Origin of the sequence: Mesorhizobium sp. M7A.F.Ca.CA.002.04.1.1, assembly GCF_004022805.1 — a bacterium.
Classification (GTDB): Bacteria; Pseudomonadota; Alphaproteobacteria; order Rhizobiales; family Rhizobiaceae; genus Mesorhizobium; species Mesorhizobium ciceri.
Genome location: NZ_RZPL01000132.1, coordinates 1 through 2,190, shown reverse-complemented (window position 1 = coordinate 2,190; position 2,190 = coordinate 1). Strand labels below are relative to the sequence as shown.

Below are 2,190 nucleotides of genomic sequence, written 5' to 3'. Positions count from 1 at the left end.
GCCCGAGGCCAAGCGCCGACATCGCGGCCGCACCCGCCACAGGATGCACGAAAAGGTTGACGGCACTGGCCATCTCCTTCGGCATCATCCTGGTCAAGTCCTGGTTCATCTGCTCGATCTGGTCCAAATTGGGCATCAGCGGGTTCGAATACGGCGCCATAGAGTTCTCCTGGTCGTTTCGTCGTTCGCCCCGCCCTTCGCTGCGGACTTTCGTCCGCGTAAAACGTTCTTCTATTCCGCCGCCACCATCACAGGCTCGGCCCGGTGCGCATTGCGCGAAAACTCGTCGATGCGCCGCTCCACTTCGCCGCGGAAATGCCGCATCAGGCCCTGGATCGGCCATGCCGCCGCGTCGCCCAGCGCGCAGATCGTATGGCCTTCGATCTGCTTGGTGACGTCGAGCAGCATATCGATCTCGCGCTTCTGCGCCTCGCCGCGCACCAGCCGTTCCATCACCCGCCACATCCAGCCGGTACCTTCGCGGCATGGCGTGCACTGGCCGCAGCTCTCGTGCTTGTAGAAGTAGGAAAGCCGCGCGATCGCCTTCACGACATCGGTCGACTTGTCCATGACGATGACAGCCGCGGTTCCAAGGCCGGATTTGAGGTCGCGCAGCGCGTCGAAATCCATCGGCGCGTCGATGATCTGCTCGGCCGGCACCAGCGGCACCGAAGCGCCGCCCGGTATGACCGCCAAAAGATTGTCCCAGCCGCCGCGAATGCCGCCGCAATGCGTCTCGATCAGTTCGCGGAACGGGATCGACATCGCCTCTTCGACCGTGCACGGATTGTTGACGTGGCCGGAGATGCAAAACAGCTTGGTGCCGACATTGTTCGGCCGGCCGAAGGACGAGAACCAGGCCGCACCGCGGCGCAGGATGGTCGGCGCAACCGCGATCGATTCGACATTGTTGACCGTGGTCGGGCAGCCATAGAGGCCGACATTGGCCGGGAATGGCGGCTTCAGCCGCGGCTGGCCCTTCTTGCCTTCGAGGCTTTCGAGGAGCGCTGTCTCCTCGCCGCAGATATAGGCGCCGGCGCCGTGGTGCATGTAGATGTCGAAATCGTAGCCGGAGGTGTTGTTCTTGCCGATCAGCTTGGCCTCATAGGCCTCCTCGATCGCGCGCTGCAGCGCCTCGCGCTCGCGGATGAACTCGCCGCGCACATAGATGTAGGCGGCAACCGCACCCATGGCGAAACCGGCAAGCAGCGCGCCCTCGACCAGCGTGTGCGGGTCGTTGCGCAGGATGTCGCGGTCCTTGCAGGTGCCGGGCTCCGATTCGTCGGCATTGATGACCAGGTAGCTCGGCCGGCCGTCGCTCTGCTTGGGCATGAACGACCATTTGAGGCCCGTCGGGAAGCCGGCGCCGCCACGGCCGCGCAGGCCCGACGCCTTCATCTCGTTGACGATCCACTCGCGGCCCTTGGCGACGATGCCGGGCGTGTTATCCCAGGCGCCGCGCGCCATCGCGCCGGCCAAGGACTTGTCGAACAGGCCGTAGATATTGGTGAAGATGCGGTCTTTATCCCCGAGCATTTTTCGTCCCTCAGACCGGCTTCTTGCCGAAGACGCGGATGTATTCGGCGACGCCACCCTTGGCGAGCGCCTTGGCCTGCTTGACCCAGTCGTCGCGATCGATGCGGCCCTGGAAAGAGAGATAGCCATCCACCCACTCGCGTTCGGCCTTCTTCCACGACGCGACCTGCGCGAAGGTAAAGATGCCCAGCGTATGCAGGATGCCCTCGATCTTGGGGCCGACGCCGGAGATCAGTTTGAGGTCATCGACCTGTGCCGGCCTGTCGATGCCGGCCGGGCGGTTCTTGTCCCCGAGCGACGGTTTGGCCGGCTTGGCGGCCGGTACCTTGACCTCTGGCGCCTTGAAGGCGGAGGCCGGCTCGGCCTTGGTGATGGGGCCACTGCGCTGCTTGGAAACCTGCTCGACTTTGGAGTCTGCCTTGTTGGCATTGGCGGCCGAATGCAGTGGAGCGGCAACACTCGCCGCCTTTTCAGCCGCCGGCGCGACCTTGGTTTTTGAAGGCGTCTTCAGCGCCGGGCTGGTTTCAGGGGCGTCGGTCTTCGGCTTGCTGGTGTTGGACGGTGCGACAGGGGCCGCGGCCGGCGCCGGCACCGGCGCTGCGACGATCGCGTCGGGTGCCGCCCTGGCGGCCTTGGCCGCCTCCCTGGCTTCCC

The 2,190-nt window shown here is 65.1% G+C and carries 1 protein-coding gene and 2 pseudogenes; all 3 read right to left on the bottom strand.

The window, feature by feature from the left end; translation table 11 throughout:
* A pseudogene (locus tag ENZ75_RS35060) lies at positions 1-109 on the bottom strand (NADH-ubiquinone dehydrogenase); the annotation flags it as partial.
* Between the two features lie 122 nt (positions 110-231).
* Positions 232-1,536, bottom strand: a complete 1,305-nt coding sequence (gene nuoF, locus ENZ75_RS09720) for an NADH-quinone oxidoreductase subunit NuoF (RefSeq protein WP_013531094.1) — start codon at positions 1,534-1,536, stop codon at positions 232-234.
* A gap of 10 nt (positions 1,537-1,546) precedes the next feature.
* A pseudogene (locus ENZ75_RS09715) lies at positions 1,547-2,190 on the bottom strand (NADH-quinone oxidoreductase subunit E); the annotation flags it as partial.